Below are 16,180 nucleotides of genomic sequence, written 5' to 3' on the forward strand. Positions count from 1 at the left end.
CCGGTTCGCTCACGGGTGCCGTCGCCGAGCTCCGCGCACAGCGGGCGGGAGCGCGGCCCGCCGATGCCCCGGCATCCGATGTGCCGGTCGCCTCCGGCTCGGCGAAGGCACCGGGCCCCGGGTGGCGCCGTCGAGGGTCTCGCGGGCGGGATGTCGCGCCTGGTCGATGCGCTCGTCGCGGGCCTCCGCGACAGCGGCGTCGATCTCCGCACCGGAGTCGGCGCCGAGAGCCTCACCCGCACCGATGCCGGCTGGTCCGTCGCGACCTCGGTCGACGACGCGCCGCTTACCGCCCGCGCCGTGATCGTGGCCCTCCCCGAGGGGCCGGCGCGCGCACTCCTGGCCCCGGTGGTCGCCGGACTCGAGCCGGGCGAGCCGATCGCCCCGGTCGTCGAGGTGGTGACCCTGGTGGTGAACGCCCCCGCGCTCGATCGCGCGCCACGGGGCACCGGCGTGCTGACGGTGCCCGGCAGCCACACGGCCAAGGCCCTCACCCATTCGAGCGCGAAGTGGGACTGGGTGCGGGATGCCACCGAGCCCGGCATCCATGTCGTGCGCGTCTCGTTCGGCGCGCAGGGCGAAGAGCCCGCGACCGCCGCCCTCGACGACGACGGTGCGGCACGCCTCGCCCTGGCGGAGGCCGCCGCACTCCTGGGCGTCGAGTTGCCGGCATCCGCCCTCGTCGCCTCCCACCGCTCGCGTTACGTGCAGTCGCAGCCGGCCGCCACCATCGGACGCGCCGCCGTCACCGCCGCCGCACGCGGTGCGGTGCGCGCCGTGCCCGGCCTCGGCGCGACGGGCGCGTGGATCGCCGGCACGGGGTTGGCCCAGGTCATCCCCGACGCGCGCGACGAGGCCGATCGGGTGCGCAGCGCCGCGCTCTGGACCAACTGACGGGCGTCGCGATCGATCACGTGCGGCCCCGTGTCAAGGGTGGATGCCGGAGACGGCATACATGACTACTGTGAGACTCGACCAGCACTCGATCGAGCGTGAGGAGACCCCATGAGGGGCAAAGCAGCACTCGTCGTCGGACTCGTGGCGGGCTACGTGCTCGGAGCACGCGCCGGCCGCCAGCGGTACGAGCAGATCAAGGAGCAGGCCGACAAGGTCTGGAGCCAGCCCGCCGTCCAGGGACAGGTCGAGAAGGTGAAGGCGCTCGGCGTCTCGGCCCTCAAATCCGTCCCCGGAGTCGTGTGGAAGGGCGCGAAGTCGGTCACCGGTGCCGCCGCGGGTTCGGGCACTGTGCAGGAGCGCGCCGAGCGTGCCGGGCGCGCGGCGAAGCAGTCGGCCGCCGAGGTCGCCGACGTGGTCGAGGACTCCGTCGACGACGCGAAGCAGGCCGAGAAGGTCGCCACCGCGCGGGCCAAGGCGGCACAGAGCGGCTCCGACGCGTCGGGAAGCTGACGCGCATGACGACTCCTCGCGGATTCCGCGACCGCTCCGACGACAGCATCTTCGAGCTGATCGGCGATATCCCCGAGCTGGTGCGCAACCTCGTCGTCGCCGAGATCAACGGCGCGAAGGCGTGGGCGCAGCGCACCGCCAAAGACGCCGGGATCGGCGCCGGCTGGTTCGTCGGCGCACTGATCGTGCTGTTCTGGGCCGTTCCGGTGTTCTTCGCCTTCGTCATCGCGGGACTGTCTTCGTGGTGGCCCGTGTGGCTGTCGGCCCTCGTGGTCTTCGGCGTGATGGTCGTGGTCACCGCGATCCTGGCGCTCTTCGGCTACCTCCGCTTCAAGAAGTTGTCGAGCCGAGAGAACCCGGGCAAGGCCATCGCCGAAGACGTCCGCATCGTCAAGGAGGCCCGCGATGAGTATTGATCGTCCCGTCCCCGTGCCCCGCACCGCCGTGCCGCTGGGCATCAGCGACCCGGTGGAGTCGGCCCGCGCCGAGCTCAAGGCGGCGCTGGCGGCCATCGAGGTCAAGGCCAACGTTCCGCGTCGCGCGAGTGACGCCGTCGACCGCACCGTCGCCGAGGTGCGCGCCAAGGCGCGGCGCAACCCCCAGGCGGCCGCGGCCGCGGTCGCGGGTGTCGCCGCAGCGGTCGGCTTCGCCGTGTGGGGGATCGTCCGCGCCTACACGCGCTGAGACGCGAAGAAGCGGCCCGTTCCCCGATGGGGCGGGCCGCTTCGCCGTTCGCAGCGGGGGAGGAGGCTGAGCTCGTCGAAGTCTCCGGGCGTGAGGTGGGCCCCGGTCCCTTCGACGGGCTCGGGGACCTCCGCCACGGAGGCGGCGACACCCCGCTCACGGCTCGTCGGCGAACAGGCCCTCCAGCAGGTCTTCGAAGTACTCCGGGGTCACTGCGATCGGACCGGCGTACGCGTGGTCGAACCCGGCGATCGCGTACAGCAGCAGCGCGACGAACAACGCGAGCATGCCCGACATCAGCAGGTGCACGCGCAGGTTCCGCACCTCGATGAGGCCGATGAGGATGGCGTTCAGCACCGCCCCGACCGCGAGCACGATCCACAGCACGCTGGGCAGCGCCAGGTGCGTGAGGGCGATCCGCTCGCGACGGTTCTCGACGAGCATGTGGAACTGGTCGAGCGACTGCTGCACGTAGAGGATCTCGGCCGGTGACGACGGCTGCACGGCGGCGATCGACTGCTGCATGGCCGTGATGTTGGCATCCGTCTCGGCGGGGATCTCGAGTCTGCGCTGCATCGGCCAGTCCAGGTCGATGACGTCACGCGTGTACTGGTTGATCTGCTGCTGCACCTGGCTGGACTCGGGTTCGGGCAGCAGCGCCGCCGTGCGGTACAGCGCGGCGAGCGTCGACGACTCCTCGAGCACCACGCCGTCGACCTCGGTGAAGTTGCCGTAGGCGGCGGCCGCGATGAGGGCGAGGGTCACGCCGTAGAAGACGCCGTAGGCGCCGACCGCGTAGCTGAGCACGCGGTCCCACTCCTCACCCTGCGGTGCGACCGCGGAGACCCACCTGCGCAGGATCAACAGGATGCCGCACGAGCCGCCGACCACGACCACGATGAAGATCGGCAGACCGACGGACATCGGCAGGTCGTAGAGCCACATCGCGCACCCCTTCGCGCGGCATCCCCCGACGCCGTCGTCGCACAGTACCAACGCGGACCGACGCGCCGCACCTGTCGGTCGTTCACCGGTGAGTCAACCGGTTTGGCCCGTCGCTGCAGCGAGACGAGACTAGGAGTCATGTCCCACGACAGCGACTCGTCCGTGTACACCCTGTGGGCGGTCTTCCGCCGCGATCCCGAGAACCCGGTCACCGCCTCCGAAGCGACCGAACTCGCCGACCTGGTCTCACTCATCGAGGCCGACGGCGTCACGGTCCGTGGTTTCTACGACGTCAGCGGCCTGCGCGCCGACGCCGACCTGATGGTCTGGCTGTACGGCGAAGACCCCCAGGCCCTGCAGCGCGACCTGCGGCGCCTGCGCCGCACCGACCTGCTCAAGAACCTGCTGCCCACCTGGAACGCGATGGGCGTGCACCGCGACGCGGAGTTCAACCGCTCGCACGTGCCCGGCTTCCTCCGTGGTATCGAGGCGCAGCAGTGGCTGTGCCTGTACCCCTTCATCCGCAGCTACGAGTGGTACCTGCTGCCCGAGGCGGAGCGGCGCGAGATGCTCATCGAGCACGGCAAGAAAGGCTCCGCCTACAAGGGCGTCATCGCCAACACGGTGGCATCCTTCGCCCTCGGCGACTACGAGTGGCTTCTGCCCATGGAGGCCGACGTGCTCACCGACCTCGTCGACATGATGCGCGACCTGCGATACACCGAGGCCCGCCGTCACGTGCGCGAGGAGGTGCCGTTCTACACCGGGCGTCTGGTCACGCTCGACGAGATCCCCGAGATCCTCCAGTGAGTGCGCCCCTGCGCCTCGGCACGCGGCGCAGCGCCTTGGCCATGACCCAGTCGCAGATGGTCGCCGACGCGGTCTCTGCGGCATCCGGTCGCGCCGTCGAACTCGTGCCGATCGTGTCGGAGGGCGACGTCAACCGCGCCTCGCTGTCGCAGCTCGGCGGGCGCGGTGTGTTCGCCAACGGTCTGCGCGAGGCGCTCGCCGCCGATCGGTGCGATTTCCTCGTGCACTCGCTGAAAGACCTGCCGACTCTCCAGCCCGAGGGACTCGTCATCGCGGCGACGCCGGCTCGAGAAGACGCACGCGATGTCGTCGTGACGCGCGACGGCACCCCGCTCGGGGCGCTCCCGCCGGGCTCGCGCGTGGGCACCGGTTCGCCCCGCCGAATCGCCCAGGCGCTGCGGCACAGTCCGCGCGTCGACATCCACGACATCCGCGGCAACGTCGACTCGCGTCTCGCGCGCGTGCGCGACGGAGAGCTGGATGCCGTGATCCTCGCCGCCGCGGGCATCTCGCGCCTCGGCGGTGATCTCGGCGGGCTGCACGCCGAGGAGCTGGGACTCGCGGAGTGGCCGACCGCTCCCGGGCAGGGCTCGCTCGCCGTGGAGACCCGCGCCGACATCGACCCCGAGATCCTGGCTGCCCTTGCCCAGCTCGACGACGAGGACACCCGCGTCGCCGTCACGGCAGAGCGCACGGTGCTGTCGGCCCTGGATGCCGGGTGCAGCGCGCCCGTCGGAACGCACGCCGCCATCGCCGACGGCGACCTGCGGGTGCGTGCCATCGTCTACGCGCTCGACGGATCACGTCGGATCGGTATTGATCGAACGGTGCGTCTCACACCGGGGTATGGTGGGGAAACGGGCAGTGGCAATGGAGCGGATGCTGCCGACGACGGGGGATCCATGACGCGTGCAACGCGCCTGGGCCGAGAAGCCGCGCGTCGGTTGCTCGAACGCGGGGCGGCCGATCTGGTACCACGAGAGTCGACCACATGAATGAAGGCCACCGGCACACGCCGAATCCCACGACGGGCAGCGTTCCCAAGCCTCTTTCCGGACGGCGCGTGCTCGTGCCGCGCGGCGGTCCCTGGGGTGATGGCGTCGCCGCGCGCCTCCGACAGCTCGGGGCTGCTCCTGTCATCGCCCCACTGATCAACTTCGCGCCCACGAACGACCAGGCGACGCTGGACGAAGCCCTCGCCGACCTCGCCGCGGGTGCCTTCGATTGGCTCACGCTCACCAGCGCGACGACGGTCGACGTGCTGTACGCCTACAAGGCGGTGATCCCCGCGAAGACGCGGGTCGCCGTGGTGGGCGAGACCACGGCCGCGGCCATGCAGGCCGTCGGCTATCGTGTCGACCTCGTGCCCGAGCGCGACAACTCCGCGCAGGGCATGGCCGAGCAGATGATCGACCTCGAATCCTCGCCCCGCACGGTGCTCACCCTGCGCAGCGAGATCGCCAAGCCGGTGCTGACGCGTCTTCTCATCGAGGCCGGCCACGACGTGCGCAGCGTCGTGGCGTACCGCACCGTCGGGGTGCCGGTGTCCGAGAAGGTCGCGGGCGACGTGCACTCGGGCCGCATCAACGCCATCCTCGTCACCAGCGGCTCGGTCGCCGAGCAGGTGGTCGAGCAGTTCCCCGAGATCCCGGCATCCACCGTCATCGCGGCGATCGGCCCCCGCACCGCGAAGGATGCCAAGCGCGCCGGGCTCAGCGTCGACGTCGTCGCCGAGCGGCAGACCGTCGACGCCCTCATCGAGGCGGTCGCCCGCTTCCCCGTCCCCACCGAATCGACCCCATGAGCTTCCCCGAGCACCGCCCGCGGCGTCTGCGCCGCACGCCCGCCGTCCGCCGTCTCGCTCGCGAGACGCACCTCGTGCCGTCGCAGCTCGTGCTGCCGATGTTCGTGCGCGAGGGCATCACCGAGCCGAGCCCGATCGGCTCGATGCCCGGCATCGTGCAGCACTCGCTCGACTCGCTCCGCCGTGCCGTCGCCGAAGCGGCCGAGGAACGGATCGGCGGCGTCATGCTCTTCGGCGTGCCCGAGACGCGCGACGCGGTCGGTTCGGGCGCCGATGACCCGCACGGCATCCTGAACGTCGCGACCGAGGCCGTCGTGGCCGAGGTGGGCGACGCGCTCGTCGTGCAGACCGATCTGTGCCTGGACGAGTTCACCGATCACGGGCACTGCGGGGTCCTTCGACAAGCTCAGGAACCTGCTGCACAAGCGGTCGTCGACAACGACGCGACCCTGGAGCGCTACACCGCGATGGGTCTCGCCCAGGCGCGAGCGGGCTCCGCGATGCTCGGGCTGTCGGGAATGATGGACGGCCAGGTGGGCGCGGTGCGCGAGGCCCTGGATGCCGAGGGCTTCACCGACACCCTGATCCTCGCCTACTCGGCCAAGTACGCCGGTGCCTTCTACGGGCCGTTCCGCGAGGCCGTCGACTCGCAGCTGAAGGGCGACCGCCGCTCGTACCAGCTCGACCCCGGCAACGGCCGCGAGGGCGTGCGCGAGGCGCTGCTCGATGTCGAAGAGGGCGCCGACATCGTCATGGTCAAGCCCGCGCTGCCCTACCTCGACGTGCTCGCCGACGTTCGCGCGTCCGTGGACGTGCCGGTGTGGGCGTACCAGGTGTCGGGGGAGTACGCGATGGTCGAGGCCGCTGCGGCGCACGGCTGGATCGACCGCCGCGGCGCGATCATGGAGAGCCTGCTCGGCATCCGTCGCGCGGGCGCTGATGCGATCCTGACCTACTGGGCGCTCGAGGCCGCCCGCTGGCTGCGCGCCGAGCTGTAGCCGCTCACGGCGCGAGCCCCCGGGGCCTCGGGCCCCGGGTCCCGCCCCCGGCCCTCGCCCCGGCCCCGGGCCCTCGGCCGCCGCCCTCCGCCGGTGAGGGGTCGATTTTTGTCGCCCAGACGGGCCGTAAGCGACAGTTCCTGACCCCTCACGCGGGGGCACCCGGAAGAATGGATGCCATGACCGACCTCAACGACCAGTGGTTCGCCCGCGCCAAAGACGTCATCCCGGGCGGGGTGAACTCGCCCGTGCGGGCCTACGGCTCGGTCGGCGGCACGCCGCGATTCGTGCAGTCGGCCTCGGGGCCGCGGATCACGGATGCCGCAGGTCGCGAGTACGTCGACCTCGTCGCCTCGTGGGGTCCCGCGCTCCTCGGCCACGCGCACCCCGAGGTGGTCGGCGCGGTGCAGGCCGCGGCATCCCGGGGTCTGTCGTTCGGTGCTCCCACGGGGGCCGAGGTGGAGCTGGCGGACCTCATCGCCCAGCGCGTGCAGGTCGGCGACCTGAAGCCCATCGAGAAGGTACGGCTGGTGTCCACCGGCACCGAGGCGACGATGACGGCGATCCGCCTCGCGCGTGGCGTGACGGGCCGCGATCTGCTCATCAAGTTCGCCGGCCACTACCACGGCCACTCCGACGGGCTGCTGGCCGCCGCCGGGTCGGGAGTCGCGACCCTGGCGCTGCCCGGCTCGGCCGGCGTTCCTGCGCCGATCGCCGCGCAGACACTCGTGCTGCCCTACAACGACCTCGACGCGGTGCGCGAGGCGTTCGAGGTGCACGGACAGAACATCGCCGCGATCATCGTCGAGGCGGCATCCGCCAACATGGGCGTCGTGCCGCCGCTGCCCGGCTTCAACGCGGCCCTCGCCGACATCGCCCACGAACACGGCGCGCTGCTCATCATGGACGAGGTGCTCACCGGCTTCCGCGTGCACCCGGCCGGCTTCTGGGGCCTGCAGGCCTCGCAGGGCGAGACGTACCTGCCCGATATCCTCACCTTCGGCAAGGTCGTCGGCGGAGGGATGCCGCTGGCCGCCCTCGCGGGTCGCGCCGAGGTCATGGATCATCTGGCCCCCCTCGGCCCGGTCTATCAGGCCGGCACACTGTCGGGAAACCCGCTGTCGGTCGCCGCGGGCTTGGCGACGCTTCGCCTCGCGACGCCCGAGGTGTACGCATCCGTCGATACCGCGGCCGCGCGGGTCGCCGACGCGCTCGGTGCCGCGCTGACGGCGGAGGGCGTGGTGCACGTGGTGCCGCGCGCGGGGTCGCTGTTCGGCGTCGCGTTCCTGCCCGAGGTGCCGTTGGACTACGCCACCGCGCTCACGCAGCAGTCGTACCGCTACGCCGCGTTCTTCCACTCGATGCTGGATGCCGGCGTCTCGCTGCCCCCGAGCGTGTTCGAGGCGTGGTTCCTCACCGCCGCGCACGACGAGACGGCGCTCGCTCAGGTGCTCGACGCGCTGCCGGCGGCGGCGAAGGCCGCGGCGGAGGCATTGGACCCGACGCTGCTGGCACAGTAGGGGGCGCGCCGGCGCTCGCGTGCGCGGGCCGGGGGCCGGTGGCGTACGTAACTCCTGTGGATGTGCGGGGAGGTCAGCCGCTACTCGCGAAGTTCCGGAGTCGGGGTCGGGGGTTGCGCCCGGATTTCCGGAGTTGTGCACGGCGTCGGCCAGCCGCCGCGTGCAACGGCCGGCCGCCGCCTGCATCGGCCGGCCGCCGCCTGCGTCGGAGGCGCACAGGCGCCGGTCGAGCGCAGCGGAGTGGACGCTGGTGGTCGGACGGGTCGGGGGCCTGTGGCGTGCGCAACTCCTGCAGATGTGCGGGGAGGTCAGCCCGTGCTCGCGGAGTTCCAGAGTCGGGGTCGGGGGTTGTGCCCGGATTTCCGGAGTTGTGCACGGCGTCGGCCGGCCGCCGCCTCCGTCCGAGCCGCATTCTCTGGGTCCGGTCCGGCGGTGGAAGACTTGAGGGATGGAACCCTCCGCCCCTCGTGTCGTCGTTCTCGCCGGTGGAGTCGGGGGGTCGAAGTTCACGCTCGGCGTGCGCGCCGCCCTGAGCGGCCTCGGCGCGCCCGAAGCGACAGTGGTCGTCAATACCGGTGACGACCTGTGGCTCTCAGGCGTGCGGTTGCAGCCCGACGTCGACTCGATCACCTACGCCCTCGCCGGCGTCAACGACACCGTGCGCGGCTGGGGCCGCGCGGGCGACACCGAGCGCGTCAACGTGGAGCTGCAGGCGTGGGGCGCGGGCTGGCCCTGGTTCACGCTGGGCGATCTCGACCTCGGCACCCACCTCGCCCGCACCGGCTGGTTGAGGGAGGGTCTCACCCCGACCCAGGTGCTCGCACGCATGGCGGAGCGGTGGCCGCTCGGCATCCGGCTCCTGCCCATGACCGACAGCGAGGTCGACACGCACGTGCTGCTCGAGGACGGGCGACGCCTGCACTTCCAGGAGTGGTGGACGCGGCACCGCGCCCAGCTCGCGCCGCGGGCGTTCGAGAATCCCGGCATCGCGGATGCCGTGCCCGCCCCCGGAGTGACGGAGGCCATCGCGCAGGCCGATGTCGTGCTGCTGGCCCCGTCGAACCCCGTCGTCTCGATCGGGCCGATTCTCGCGGTGCCGGGCGTGCGCGAGGCACTTCGACAGACCCCGGCCCGAGTGGTCGGCGTCTCGCCGATCATCGGCGGACGGGTCGTGCGCGGCATGGCCGATGTGTGCCTGGCGGCGATCGGCGTGGAGACCTCGGCCGCCGCGGTCGCGCGACACTACGGCGCGCGGTCCTCGGGTGGGGTGCTCGATGCGTGGCTGCTCGCCGAGGAAGACGCGGATGCCGCCAGTGCGGTCGAGGCGGAGGGTATCCGCGCGGTCGTCGCGCCGCTGTGGATGCGCGGCGAGGAGACGTCGGCCGCGATCGCGGAGGCGGCGCTGGGCGCCTGACCCGATCGCCGCGCACGTGGCGCGTGCTCGGGGTCCGGCGCGCCGGGTCGGGTGCGCGGCGCGCGGGTTTTTCGCGGATCGTCGTGTTGGTCGCAGATGTGCGGCGGATGGCTGCGTGGATCGTGCGTTTCTGCGGGGGTGACGCAAGGTCGGCGCGGCGCGGGTTGACGGCGGCGCGGCGTGCGGCGCGTGCGCGGGCGCGGCGCGCCGGGTCGGGGAACGGCGTGCGGGTTCCTCGCACTTCGTCGTGTTGGTCGCAGATGTGCGGCGGATGGCTGCGTGGATCGTGCGTTTCTGCGGGGGTGACGCAAGGTCGGCGGGGCGCGGGTTGACGGCGGCGCGGCGTGCGGCGCGTGCGCGGGCGCGGCGCGCCGGGTCGGGTGCGCGGGTTTCTCGCGGATCGTCGTGTTGGTCGCAGATGCGTGGTGGATGTCTGCGTGGATCGTGCGCTCGTGCGCGGAACGCGCGGTCGAGAGGACCGGCTCAGGCCGCCGCGGCCCCCAGCACCGCCGCGGTCCGTGGACCGACGCCGAGCGACACGGCCTGGGCCAGCTGCTCCGCGGTGTCGACGTCGCGGCGCAGTGTCGAGTCGCGTTCGACGGCGAGGTCGGTGCATCCCAGCAGGCGGTGGCGGGACGCCGAGTCGACGCCGAAGGCCGACACCCACACCGCTCCGGCGCGGGCGGTGACGAGGGTGGAGCCGGTGGCCTCGGCATCCGGAACCAGACCCCGCTCGACGGATGCCGCGAGCTCCAGGGCGTGGTCGAGATCGGCCGGGCGCAGGGCGGGCAGGTCGCCGAGGAGGGCGGCGCGGGCGACGCCCTGGCCGGCGGCGGCGGCGCCGAGCGCGATGGCGGCGTCGAGTCCGCGGGTGTCGCCCTCGGGAACGATCTCGACGGTGCGAGCGCGGCGGAGTTCGGCGCGGACGCCGGGGTCGTCGGTCACGACGACGACGCGGGCGACGCGCGTCGCGGCGACGGCCGCGGCGATCGTGTCGAGGGCGATGGCGCGGGCGAGCGCCTCGCGGTCTGTGCCGACGTCGGTCAGGCGCGACTTACCCACCGCGGCGGGTTTGACCGGCACGATGATGGTCCATCCGGGGGCGCTGGGGGTGCTCATCGGATCCATTGTGTGTCGCACTCGACGGATTTGCGGATGGGGGTAGCGGTGCGGCGGCGAAAGGTGCTGCGTGGCGCGCGAGATGACGGTCGTTTCGCGAGATGACCCGCGATGCGGCGGGAACGCAGGTCATCTCGGTGATCGGGTGTGATCTCGGCGGCACCCGGCGCGCCGGGGCGGGGACGCCGGAGCGCGGACGGCGGCGAGCGGGGGGCGCGCGCCGCGCGGGCGCCGCGCCAGCGCCGCCGGCCGCCGCGCCAGCGCCGCCGCCCGCGCCGCGCCAGCGCCGCCCGCCGCGCCAGCGCCGCCGCCCGCGCCGCGCCAGCGCCGCCCGCCCCCGCGACGCGCCCGCGCCGCCGCCCCCGCGCCGCGCCTCAGGCGAAGCGCTTGCGCAAGCGCGGCAGGATCTCGTCGCCGTAGGTGCGCAGGAACTGCTCCTGGTCGTGTCCTGGGTCGTGGAACACGAGGTGGCGGAAGCCGAGATCGACGTACTTCGCGATGCGCTCGACGTGCTCGTCGGGGTCGGTCGAGACGATGAACCGGGATGCCGCGCGCTCGATCGGCAGCTCGTTCGCGAGTCGTTGCATCTCGAGGGGGTCGTGCACGCTCATCTTCTCTTCGGCGGTGAGGGCGAGCGGCGCCCAGAACCGCGTCTTCTCCAGCGCGGTGTCGTGGTCGGGGTGGTACGAGACCTTGACCTCCATGAGCGTGTCGACGTCGTCGCGGGTGCGACCGGCCTTCGACAGGCCGTCGTCGAGGGCGGGGAGGAGCTTGTCGGTGTAGAGCTCCGGGTCCTTGCCGCTCGTGGTGATGTAGCCCTCGGCGATGCGTCCGGCGAGGCGCGTGGCCGCGGGGCCGGAGGCGCCGATGTAGATCGGCACCTTCTGCTCGGGGCGGTCGTAGATGGTGGCATCCTTCACCGAGTAGTACGTGCCCTCGTAGGTGACCCGCTCGCCGGCCCACAGCTCGTTGATGATCGTGATCGCCTCTTTCAGGCGCTGGAACCGCTCGGGGGGCTCGGGCCACTCCAGGCCCAGGGTCACCTCGTTGAGGGCCTCGCCCGTGCCGACGCCCAGCACCACACGGCCGGGGTACATCACGCCGAGCGTCGCGAACACCTGGGCGATGACGCCGGGGTGGTAGCGGAAGGTGGGGGTGAGCACGCTCGTGCCGATGATCACGCTCTCGGTGCGCGCGCCGAGGGCGCCGAGCCACGGAAGGGCGTTGGGGGAGTGGCCGCCGTCGTGCATCCACGGCTGGAGGTGGTCGGAGAGGAAGACGGAGTCGAACCCGACCTCCTCGGCGAGCACGCCGAAGTCGAGCAGCTCGTTGGGGCCGAACTGCTCGCTCGACGCCTTGTATCCGAAACGCAGGGGAACGGTCATCTTTCTCCTCCAACTTCGCATCCGCGCACGGGGGTGTGCGCGGGCTCGAACTCCGAACCGTCGGTGCCCACGAGGCGCTCGTGGAACGCCCGGACGGTTCCCGGCCACAGCAGGGTCAGACGCCCCGAACGGTCGTCGACGTACCAGTTGCGGCATCCGCCGGTCAGCCAGGGGGTGGATGCCGCGGCGGCGGCGATCTCGTCGGTGTAGGCCCGTTCGGCCTCGGCGCGGACGCGGAGCACCGAATCGGGACGGCGGTCGCGTTCGGCGAGGGCACCGACGACGTACGCCGCCTGCTCTTCGGCCATCAGGACGGCCGAGTTGTGGCCGAGGCTGGCGTTCGGGCCGTTGAGGACGAACAGGTTCGGGAAGCCCGCGACGACCGTGGAGCCGAACGACGTCATGCCCTCGGACCAGTGCGCGGCGAGCGTCCCGTCCTCGCCGCGCACGAGGTCGGCATAGGGCTGCTGCGTCGAGGCGAAGCCGGTCGCCAGCACGAGCACGTCGGCGGCGTACCGCGCGCCGCTCGCCGCGGTGAGCGTGGAGCCGTCGACGGCGGACAGCGCCGTCGGCTCGAGGGCCACGGCATCCGATCCCACTGCGGGGTAGAACGCGTCGGAGAGCAGCACGCGCTTGCACCCGAAGGCGTAGTCGGGGGTGAGGGCCGCGCGTAGCGCGGGGTCGGCGACCTGTGCGTGCAGGTGGGCGAGGGCCACGGCGCGGGCGGCGTCGGATGCCGTGGGGTCGCCCGAGCGCGAGGCGAAGCGCAACTCGCCCTCGGCGTAGAGATCGGCGCGTAGGCGGGCGAGGGCGCCGGGGTGCGCGGCGAGGTGGTCGCGGGCGGCCGGGTCGATGTCTCCGCCGCCGCGTGGGACGATCCACGCGGGAGTGCGCTGGAACAGCGTCACGTGTCCCGCGCGCGGGGCGAGTTCGGGCACGAGCTGCACCGCGCTCGCTCCGGTGCCCACGACGGCGACGCGCTTCCCCGTCAGGTCGACATCGTGATCCCAGCGCGCGGTGTGGAAGATGGGGCCGTCGAACGACTCCAGGCCCGGGATGCCGGGAACGTGCGGCTCGGTGAGGCGTCCGCACGCCAGCACCAGCGAGCGGGCGGCGAGGGGCTCGGCGTCCGTGTCGATCCGCCAGATTGCGCCGGTGGCATCCCATTCCGCCCCCAGGAGGGGAGTGCGGAGCCGCAGGCGATCGCCGAGCCCTTCGCGCGCGGCGACGTCTCGGAGGTAGGCCTGGATCTCGCGGCCCGAGGCGAACGTGCGAGACCAGTGCGGATTGGGGTGCGCGGCGAGGCTGTAGAGGTGGGCGGGCACATCGCACGCGACGCCGGGGTAGGTGTTGTCGCGCCAGGTTCCGCCCACGTCGTCGGCACGTTCGAGCACGACGATGTCGTCGCGGCCCGCGCGGCGGAGAGCCCCGGCCATGGCGAGACCGGCGAAACCGGCACCGACGATGACGACGTCGATGACCCTCACGCGCGCGTCCCGGCGGCGGGGGCGTGTGCGCTGTCGTTCGGCAGGGCGGAGGGCGTGGGCGGCACCGCCACCCGATAGTCGGTGGTGCGCAGGCGGAAGGGTCGCATGAGGCTGCGCGCGATCCGCTCGGCTGCGGGGACGGGCAGTTCGAGACCGTGCTCGATGCCGGTGTCGGGGAGGACGCGCCCGTCATAGAGGGTGCCGCCGAGATCGTCGCCGCCCGACCGCAGGAGCACCGCGGCGGTCTCGCGGCCGACGCGCGTCCACGGGATCTGCACGTGCGGGATGCTGCCCGACAGCAGCAGCCGCGACACCGCGACCATCGCACGGTGCTCGTCGATGGGCGGCCGGCCCTCGACGAGCGGCACGTCGCCCCCGGGGAGGGGGATGGGAACGAACTCGGCGAACCCGTGGGTTCGGTCTTGGATGTCGCGGAGGCGGCGGAGGTGCGCGATGCGCTCCCCGGCGGTCTCGACGTGGCCGTAAAACAGGACCGAGGTCGAGCGGAAGCCGCTGAGGTGAGCGGCGGTGATCGTCTCGACCCAGTCGTCGATCTCGAGGTCGCCCGGCGCGACGAGCGCGCGCACCCGCTCGCTGAGGACCTTCACCCCGGTGCCCGGCACGGTGTCGACGCCCGCTGCGCGCATCGCCGCGAGGGCGCCGCCGAGGCCGAGGCCGCTGCGTTCGGCGAGATCTCGCACATCGAGCGGACGGTACGCGTGCACGTGGATGCCGGGCGCCCCGCGCTTCACCGCCCGCACGAGGTCGAGATAGCCCGCGGGGTCTTCATCGCTTCGGAGCGCGCCCTGGATGCAGATCTCGGTGGCGCCGAGGTCGGCGGCATCGGCGGCGATCGCCGTGGCGTCGTCGAGGTCGAACTCGCCTGGGCTCGTGCGTCCGGTGCGTCGCAGCCCCGTCGAGGTGAGGTTGCGGTTCTGCACGAGCGTGATCGGCTCACCGACGGTGTAGCGGCGCGCGTCGTCGGCGACGGCGGTGAGGTCGTCGAGTTCGGCGCTCGTCGCGCGCAGCAGTCGCGTCCAGTCGGCGTCGTCGAGTTCGAGGGGGTCGGATGCCGCGCGCTCGGCCAGCCGGCGCACGCCGGGGTCGGCGCCGGTCGCGCCGGCGGCCGGAGTCGGCGCGCTCGCGGGGGTCGCGGCGCCCGCAGGGGTCGCGGCGGCGGGGCGAGCGGAGGATGCGGGGCGAGCGGAGGACGGCGGCTCGGCGAAGTCGCCTCCCTTCGTCCCTCGTCCTCCCTCCGTCACGCCGGCGGGCGTCACGCTGGCGGGCGTCACGCGCGGGGGCGTCGCGCTGGCGGGCGTGGCAGCGGAGGCCGCCGGGGCGCCGGGCTTCACGTCGGCCGCGAGCCCCCCGGCATCCGCCAGTGCCCGCACGGCCTCGTGCAGGCCCGGGTCGATCCAGCGCTGCGCATCCCGAACGAACTCGGGATGCGCCGTCAGCCGCTCCCGCAGCGCGAACCCGCTCGCGGCCGTGTGCGCGGCGAGGTCGTCGATCTGCGGCCAGGGGCGCTCGGGGTTGACGTGATCGGCCGTGAGCGGCGAGACCCCTCCCCAGTCGTCGGCGCCGGCCTGCACCAACAGGCCCAACTCGCGCGGGTCGGACAGGTTCGGCGGCACCTGGATGCGCATGTCGGGACCGAACACCAGACGCGCGACGGCGACGGCGGCCAGATACTCGAGCATGTCGGCATCCGGAGCGCCCTGCATGGGGGTGCGGGGCTTCGCACGGAAGTTCTGCACGATGACCTCTTGCACGTGCCCGTGGCGGTCGTCGATCTCACGCAGTGCGACCAGCGACTCGGCGCGGTCGCGCACGGTCTCGCCGATACCGACGAGGATGCCGGTCGTGAACGGGATGCCGGCGGAACCGGCGTCGTCGATCACGCGCAGCCGCAGCGCGGGGTCTTTGTCGGGAGAGCCGAAGTGCACCTGCCCGGGCTCTTCGTGGAGGCGCCGGGAGGTGGTTTCGAGCATCATGCCCATCGACGGGGAGACCGGGCGGAGGGTCTCGAGCTCGTCGGGGTGCATGACGCCGGGGTTGGCGTGCACGAGCATTCCGGTCTCGGCCGTGATGAGGCGGGCGATGTGCGCGACGTAGTCGATGGTCGAGGCGAAGCCGTGGTCGTCGAGCCACGCGCGGGCCTCGGGCCAGCGCTCCTCGGGACGGTCGCCGAGGGTGAGCAGCGCCTCTTTGCAGCCGAGCGCCTGCCCCTGCCGCACCACCGTGAGCACCTGCTCGGGGCTCATGTACGCGGGCTTTCGCAGGAGGGCGAGCTGCCCCGGGGTGTCGACGAAGACGCAGTAGTGGCACCGGTCGCGGCACAGGGTGGTCAGCGGCACGAACACCTTGCGCGAGTACGTGAGGACCCGGGAGCGGCCCGCGCGGGCGAGGCCCTCGTCGCGGAGAGCGGATGCCACGTCGAGCAGGCTCCGAAGCGGCGCCTCGAGCAGCGCCTCGGCCTCGTCGACGTCGGGTCGATGACCCGCGGCGACGCGCGCCAGCAGGTCGTCGATCGACGTGCCTCGGGCCGGTGCGACTCGCGGCGCAGCGCTGCCCGTACTCATCGCTCCAGGCTATCCCCCGCCCCCG

Annotated in this window: 15 protein-coding genes; 10 read left to right on the top strand and 5 right to left on the bottom strand. The window is 72.7% G+C overall.

Annotation, left to right across the window (positions count from 1 at the left end):
• Nucleotides 1-150 precede the first annotated feature (150 nt).
• The 4 genes from QE392_RS05520 (at nt 151) to QE392_RS05535 (ending at nt 2,091) form a co-directional block, all read left to right on the top strand.
• Nucleotides 151-894, top strand: a complete 744-nt coding sequence (locus QE392_RS05520; protein WP_307449138.1) for an FAD-dependent oxidoreductase — start codon at nt 151-153, stop codon at nt 892-894.
• Between the two features lie 111 nt (nt 895-1,005).
• Nucleotides 1,006-1,407, top strand: coding sequence for a hypothetical protein (locus QE392_RS05525; protein ID WP_307449141.1), 402 nt, complete (start codon nt 1,006-1,008; stop codon nt 1,405-1,407).
• 5 nt (nt 1,408-1,412) lie between these two features.
• Complete coding sequence (locus QE392_RS05530) at nt 1,413-1,823, top strand: phage holin family protein (protein WP_307449145.1); 411 nt, start codon at nt 1,413-1,415, stop codon at nt 1,821-1,823.
• Nucleotides 1,813-2,091 (top strand): hypothetical protein, encoded by a 279-nt coding sequence (locus QE392_RS05535; RefSeq protein WP_307449149.1) that lies wholly within the window; start codon nt 1,813-1,815, stop codon nt 2,089-2,091. Before QE392_RS05530 ends, QE392_RS05535 begins: the two co-directional genes overlap by 11 nt.
• Before the next feature lie 156 nt (nt 2,092-2,247).
• Here QE392_RS05535 and QE392_RS05540 read toward each other — a convergent pair whose 3' ends face one another.
• Nucleotides 2,248-3,036, bottom strand: a complete 789-nt coding sequence (locus QE392_RS05540) for a bestrophin-like domain (protein ID WP_307449153.1) — start codon at nt 3,034-3,036, stop codon at nt 2,248-2,250.
• Nucleotides 3,037-3,174: 138 nt separating this feature from the next.
• Between QE392_RS05540 and hemQ the strand changes: the two genes are divergently transcribed.
• The 6 genes from hemQ (at nt 3,175) to cofD (ending at nt 9,582) form a co-directional block, all read left to right on the top strand.
• A complete protein-coding gene (hemQ, locus tag QE392_RS05545) occupies nt 3,175-3,846 on the top strand; it encodes a hydrogen peroxide-dependent heme synthase (RefSeq protein ID WP_307449156.1) in 672 nt (223 codons plus the stop codon).
• Entirely contained in the window at nt 3,843-4,841 is a 999-nt protein-coding gene (hemC, locus tag QE392_RS05550; RefSeq protein WP_307449159.1) for a hydroxymethylbilane synthase, read from the top strand. Before hemQ ends, hemC begins: the two co-directional genes overlap by 4 nt.
• A complete protein-coding gene (locus QE392_RS05555; protein ID WP_307449163.1) occupies nt 4,838-5,650 on the top strand; it encodes a uroporphyrinogen-III synthase in 813 nt (270 codons plus the stop codon). The genes hemC and QE392_RS05555 overlap by 4 nt, the downstream gene beginning before the upstream one ends.
• Nucleotides 5,647-6,648 (top strand): porphobilinogen synthase, encoded by a 1,002-nt coding sequence (hemB, locus tag QE392_RS05560; RefSeq protein ID WP_307449167.1) that lies wholly within the window; start codon nt 5,647-5,649, stop codon nt 6,646-6,648. The genes QE392_RS05555 and hemB overlap by 4 nt, the downstream gene beginning before the upstream one ends.
• Nucleotides 6,649-6,827: 179 nt before the next feature.
• Nucleotides 6,828-8,168 (top strand): glutamate-1-semialdehyde 2,1-aminomutase, encoded by a 1,341-nt coding sequence (gene hemL / locus QE392_RS05565; protein ID WP_307449170.1) that lies wholly within the window; start codon nt 6,828-6,830, stop codon nt 8,166-8,168.
• Between the two features lie 448 nt (nt 8,169-8,616).
• Complete coding sequence (cofD, locus tag QE392_RS05570; RefSeq protein WP_307449174.1) at nt 8,617-9,582, top strand: 2-phospho-L-lactate transferase; 966 nt, start codon at nt 8,617-8,619, stop codon at nt 9,580-9,582.
• A 483-nt stretch (nt 9,583-10,065) separates the two neighbouring features.
• On the opposite strand, the gene cofC is transcribed toward cofD, so the two are convergent.
• The 4 genes from cofC to cofG form a co-directional block, all read right to left on the bottom strand.
• A complete protein-coding gene (gene cofC / locus QE392_RS05575) occupies nt 10,066-10,701 on the bottom strand; it encodes a 2-phospho-L-lactate guanylyltransferase (protein ID WP_307449176.1) in 636 nt (211 codons plus the stop codon).
• 374 nt (nt 10,702-11,075) lie between these two features.
• Complete coding sequence (fgd, locus tag QE392_RS05580) at nt 11,076-12,086, bottom strand: glucose-6-phosphate dehydrogenase (coenzyme-F420) (RefSeq protein ID WP_307449180.1); 1,011 nt, start codon at nt 12,084-12,086, stop codon at nt 11,076-11,078.
• The gene (locus tag QE392_RS05585; protein WP_307449183.1) at nt 12,083-13,573 is read right to left on the bottom strand and encodes a flavin-containing monooxygenase; all 1,491 of its coding nucleotides are present in this window, start codon (nt 13,571-13,573) and stop codon (nt 12,083-12,085) included. Before QE392_RS05585 ends, fgd begins: the two co-directional genes overlap by 4 nt.
• Nucleotides 13,570-16,155 carry a 7,8-didemethyl-8-hydroxy-5-deazariboflavin synthase CofG gene (cofG, locus tag QE392_RS05590; protein WP_307449186.1) on the bottom strand — a complete coding sequence of 862 codons (2,586 nt, stop codon included), beginning with the start codon at nt 16,153-16,155 and terminating at the stop codon, nt 13,570-13,572. Before cofG ends, QE392_RS05585 begins: the two co-directional genes overlap by 4 nt.
• Nucleotides 16,156-16,180 lie beyond the last annotated feature (25 nt).

This window comes from Microbacterium proteolyticum, from assembly GCF_030818075.1.
Classification (GTDB): Bacteria; Actinomycetota; Actinomycetes; order Actinomycetales; family Microbacteriaceae; genus Microbacterium; species Microbacterium proteolyticum_A.